Below are 4,444 nucleotides of genomic sequence, written 5' to 3'. Positions count from 1 at the left end.
TACCTAGCAGGGGTTTGGGCTATGCACTTTAGGCGGGACAATGCCATACGGGACAGGGCGTTTTAGAGCGCGGGTGTTGGCAGCAGGGATGCTGCCGCCAAGCCTACAGGGATGTATTTACGGCGTCCTGCGCTCTGAATGCCCTGTTCCTACTTAAGTTGGTAGCCGGGTTTTGCAGTTATTCTTATTGCCAGCAGCAACCATGCCAATTAGCTAAGAAAAAAATTCATGTTACAGAACTTAGGGTTAGCGATGCTATTCACTTAAACTTCATGTGGCAATTAAGACATCACCATAGGAGTTAAAAGTGATTGTCGCAAAGACGACAAAGTTTTTGGTCGATAGTATTGGTGGGTGTTTGTTGTGTAACAGTAATTAATCAAGTGAAAACAATGAATTAACAAACTGAGGCTAGATAGTAAAATACCGCTGCAATGACGCTGATTTGTTAAAAAAGCAAAAAACAAACCTAACACAAGCACTTGTCATCGGTATCATAAGCAACTTAGTTAATAGGCACTAAAATTGCTATTAAGCTAAAGAGATAACACTTTGTTTTCGTTAAGGCGCTGCTATGAGAAAAAATTCATTACAATTTTTGCAAACACATGTGAATAATTTGGTAACAGTCGTTGGGGGGATTTATCAGACGTATTTAATGGCTCAGAGCTAGCCAATACGAATCCTATCCCTTATCACTTGTTTGTAGAGACTGTTGAGCAAGTGCCTATAGCTATTTCGATTACTGATAAAAAAGCCAATATTTTATATGTGAATGAAGAATTTACCCGCGTGACAGGTTATTTACCTGAAGATATTTTGGGACAAAATGAATCCATTCTATCGGATAAAAGAACGCCTAGATCGGTGTATTACGATTTATGGCATACCATACGCAGCAAAAAAGTTTGGCGCGGCACGTTATGTAATCGCCACAAATTGGGGCAGCGCTATATTGCCGATTTAGCGATTGCACCTATGTTGAACGAAGACGGTGTGATTACGCATTATATTGGTATGCATAGAGATGTGACCTTAACTCATGAATCTGAAAAGCGGGTTAATAATCAAAAATTGCTCATAGAATCAGTGATTAATTCATCACCTATTGCTATGGTTGTGATTGACGATGACGATAACGTCATCCTCGATAATCACATGTATAAAGCCTTAGTCAGCGATTTAGATAAAGGCGAACCGGCTTTATATTTTCTAACCTTATTACGTGAAGAATTAGGTAAGCAATGGCAGCAGTTACGCGAAAACGAACAAGGTTTTAGCAACCGAGAATTTCGCGTTGAAGGCAAGCCAGGGCGGCGCGCGCGTTGGTATTCTTGTGCGGGGAATTGGTTTGTCGAAAATGAAGTACATGTCGATGCTTTTTTTGCGAATACCTCAAAGCAGTATTTAATTCTAACGATTTCAGACATTACGCGCCAACGTCGGCAAATGGAAGAGCTGCATATACAAACGCTAAAAACCATTATGTCTGAAGATGAGCGAGTGCGTAGCATTAGGGAAACGTTATTAGGCGCTATGCACCAAACACAAATGCCAATGAACCAAATTAGGGCGGCTGAGCAAATCTTGCTGCACAAAGGTGACGAACAATATGCCAGTTTATTACAGATTCTTAAGCAAATTTTACATTCTGGTGAAGAAGCCATTGCCACCATGCAAAAATGCCTACCCGAAATCAGCCAGACGGCATTTATCCCCGTCAATTTAAATCAGATTCTGCATGAAGTGTTATTGCTGAATGAGCAGAAAATCTGGAGCCAAGGGATAGATATTTTATGGCAACCGTTAACCGAATTGCCCCACATCTTGGGCTCGGAAAATCGTTTACGCGTATTATTTAACCAGATTGTCGATAATGCCATTACTGCATTAAGCCACACCGACTCTGATGAGCAACGCATTAAAATTACCAGCAATGTCGAGCAAGATATGGTGCATGTCATTATTGAAGACACCGGGCCTGGCATACCTGAAGAAAGTCGTAGCAAAGTGTTTGAACCCTTTTATACAACCCGAAGTGGCGGTAGTAATCAAGCCGGGATGGGGTTAGTTATCGCTAAAGAAATTGTCAGTCAACATCACGGGTTTATCGATATTGATCCGACTTATGACCAAGGTTGCCGATTTAAAATCAGCTTCCCGTTATTGGATAGGAGCTTAGGAGAGTAAGTCCATGTTGGAACGAACCCAGCTTGTCGAGGCTGAATTAGACACATTGTATTTAATCAGCCAAGTTTTAAATAGTACGCATGATTTACACGCGAAATTGCAAGCGGTGTTAGAAATTTTGCATAAGCGTTCGGGTATGCGCTCGGGCATGATTACGATAAAAGAAATCGAAAGCGACAGTTTAGTCGTCAGTGCTGTTCATGCCGATGCTGTCGTTAATTTTAAACAACCGGTACGTTACCATCCTGGCGAAGGCGTCATGGGGGCGGTTTTAGATGCCGGTAGTACGATAGTGGTTGAAAAAATCTCAGAAGAGCCGCGTTTTTTAGGGCGTACTGGCTTATACGAGGCTGAATTACCGTTTATCGGTTCACCTATTTATATCGAAGCGGGCGATACCATAGGTGTTTTAGCGGCACAACCGGTGAACAGTTTGTTTTTAGGTGAGCGGGCGCGCTTTATGGAAATGATTGCCAATTTAATTGCGCAATCGGTGAAAGTCATTCGCTTAACTGAGCGCAAGCAACGTGATTTACAAAGCGAGCGCGATCAACTTAAACATGCATTGATTAAAAATTATCGCTTTGAAAACATCATAGGCCATTCCCCGTCTATGTTAAAAGTGTTTGATTTAATTAAGCAAGTCGCAAAATGGAATACGACGGTACTCATCCGTGGTGAGTCAGGTACTGGTAAAGAGGTCGTGGCTAACGCCATTCATTTTAATTCAGGCTGCGCCAGTGGCCCGTTTTTAAAGCTTAATTGTGCTGCGTTACCCGATACGCTGTTGGAATCAGAATTATTCGGTCATGAAAAAGGTGCGTTTAGCGGTGCGATTAGCCAACGTAAAGGTCGATTTGAACTGGCTAATAATGGCACGTTATTTTTAGATGAAATTGGTGAAATTTCTGCCTCGTTTCAAGCTAAGCTGTTACGCGTGTTACAAGAAGGAGAATTTGAACGCGTCGGTGGCACGCATACGATTAAAGTGAATGTCAGGATTATTGCGGCGACGAATCGAAATTTAGAAGAGGAGGTGACGCAAGGTAAATTTCGTGAAGATTTATATTATCGCTTAAACGTCATGCCGATTAATCTGCCACCGTTACGCGAACGAACTGAAGATATTCCCGATTTATCAGATTTTTTGCTTAAGCGTATTTCTGACCAGCAAGGCGGCAGGTTGTTGGAAATTAAAGACAGTGCCTTACGCATTTTAATGGCGCATGACTGGCCGGGCAATGTCAGGGAATTAGCAAATTGCCTAGAGCGTGCTGCGATTATGAGTCCTAATGGCAGCATAGACCGCGATGTTATGGTCAATACAGGCTTAGAAAGGCTAGTATCACAAGCGGGGATTCAGCCTAAAGCGAAAAAGCTACCGGCTGTTGACGTCAATGATGACAACTTAGATGACCGTGAGCGCGTTATCGCAGCACTGGAGCAAAGTGGTTGGGTACAAGCCAAAGCGGCACGATTGTTAAATATGACGCCTAGGCAAATTGCCTACCGCATCTCGACTTTAGATATTACGATGAAACAATTATGAGGTGTTTGTTATGACCACATTATATGTACAACACGATTATGCTGTGTATGGCTATGGTGAAACGCGCGAAGATGCAATTGCTATGGCGGCATTATGGTTAAGAGATTCAGCCGGGCGTTTAGGGTGTAGCTTCGAATATGCCGAAAGCCTGTTGGTTGAAATACCTAAACCTGGGCAAATGACGTTATATCAAACGCCAGAGCCTTTACCCGAAGAAGCTGAAAATTGGGATGGCGAAACCTTATTAGATTGGTATTACGATGTCGCTTGAAACTCACGCGCGCTATTTTTTAAGTTACAGTAGTGTCAAATTGCCGCTAAAACTGGTGAATGAAATTACTGAGCAAGAATTAAACTACCGTAACTTCTACTATCGAGGTTATTTTGACGCGCAAGACCGTATAGTCCATTGTCAAAAAAATCGTCTATGGGGAAGTTGAGTCAGAGCATTATTACCGCTATAACGATGAAGGCCAGCTAGTCTGGGCGCAGATTGTCGAAGATGATGAGGTGAGGGAGGTCGATATTTGCTAGTACTCGCTTGCTCTCGCATTACTCTATAGCGAAAACTGGCTTAACACGAACGACAGAAAACTGGCTACCCACTTTAAGCCGGGACAGGGCATTCAGAGCACAGGACGCCGTAAATACATCCCTGTAGGCTTGGCGGCAGCATCCCTGCTGCCGACACCTGCGCTCTAAACA

The 4,444-nt window shown here is 42.9% G+C and carries 5 protein-coding genes; all 5 read left to right on the top strand.

From position 1 onward, the window contains the following. Positions 1–699: 699 nt before the first annotated feature. Genes nifL through VZ94_RS29850 form a run of 5 tightly spaced genes read left to right on the top strand, consistent with a single transcriptional unit; the run spans position 700 to position 4,273 of the window. On the top strand, positions 700–2,190 hold the full coding sequence (gene nifL, locus VZ94_RS20625) for a nitrogen fixation negative regulator NifL (RefSeq protein WP_439097757.1): 1,491 nt from the start codon (positions 700–702) through the stop codon (positions 2,188–2,190). A gap of 4 nt (positions 2,191–2,194) precedes the next feature. Beyond that, the gene (gene nifA, locus VZ94_RS20620) at positions 2,195–3,739 is read left to right on the top strand and encodes a nif-specific transcriptional activator NifA (protein ID WP_045780677.1); all 1,545 of its coding nucleotides are present in this window, start codon (positions 2,195–2,197) and stop codon (positions 3,737–3,739) included. A gap of 10 nt (positions 3,740–3,749) precedes the next feature. After that, a complete protein-coding gene (locus VZ94_RS20615; RefSeq protein ID WP_045780676.1) occupies positions 3,750–4,010 on the top strand; it encodes a hypothetical protein in 261 nt (86 codons plus the stop codon). Beyond that, a complete protein-coding gene (locus VZ94_RS20610; RefSeq protein ID WP_239650120.1) occupies positions 4,000–4,179 on the top strand; it encodes a DUF6156 family protein in 180 nt (59 codons plus the stop codon). Before VZ94_RS20615 ends, VZ94_RS20610 begins: the two co-directional genes overlap by 11 nt. Continuing rightward, on the top strand, positions 4,148–4,273 hold the full coding sequence (locus VZ94_RS29850) for a DUF6156 family protein (RefSeq protein ID WP_338040557.1): 126 nt from the start codon (positions 4,148–4,150) through the stop codon (positions 4,271–4,273). Before VZ94_RS20610 ends, VZ94_RS29850 begins: the two co-directional genes overlap by 32 nt. Positions 4,274–4,444: the final 171 nt, after the last annotated feature.

The organism is Methylocucumis oryzae, assembly GCF_000963695.1.
Lineage (GTDB): Bacteria > Pseudomonadota > Gammaproteobacteria > Methylococcales > Methylomonadaceae > Methylovulum > Methylovulum oryzae.
This window is presented reverse-complemented; position numbering and strand designations above follow the sequence as displayed.

What these genes read in the sequence shown, in the direction of transcription:
- VZ94_RS20615 (WP_045780676.1), top strand. Translation starts at nt 3,750, where the DNA reads ATGACCACATTATATGTACAACACGATTATGCTGTGTATGGCTATGGT.
- VZ94_RS20610 (WP_239650120.1), top strand. Translation starts at nt 4,000, where the DNA reads ATGTCGCTTGAAACTCACGCGCGCTATTTTTTAAGTTACAGTAGTGTC.
- nifA (WP_045780677.1), top strand. Translation starts at nt 2,195, where the DNA reads ATGTTGGAACGAACCCAGCTTGTCGAGGCTGAATTAGACACATTGTAT.